The 304-nt window shown below is 68.4% G+C and carries 1 protein-coding gene; it reads left to right on the forward strand.

Annotation, left to right across the window (positions count from 1 at the left end; all coding sequences use genetic code 11):
- A partial coding sequence (locus DBV35_RS29775) for an AAA family ATPase (RefSeq protein ID WP_157962121.1) occupies nucleotides 1–304 on the forward strand: 304 nt, incomplete at both ends.

Consider the following 304-nt stretch of genomic DNA (forward strand, 5'->3'; position numbering starts at 1 on the left):
GCAAGACCGCCGCCGTCGAGGGCCTCGGCGAGGCGATCGTCAAGGGCGAGGACCCGGAGACGCTGAAGGACAAGCAGCTCTACACCCTCGACCTGGGCTCGCTGGTCGCCGGTTCCCGCTACCGCGGTGACTTCGAGGAGCGCCTCAAGAAGGTGCTCAAGGAGATCCGCACCCGCGGCGACATCATCCTGTTCATCGACGAGATCCACACCCTGGTGGGTGCGGGTGCCGCCGAGGGCGCGATCGACGCCGCCTCGATCCTCAAGCCGATGCTGGCCCGCGGCGAGCTGCAGACCATCGGTGC

This window comes from Acuticoccus kandeliae (assembly GCF_003073115.1).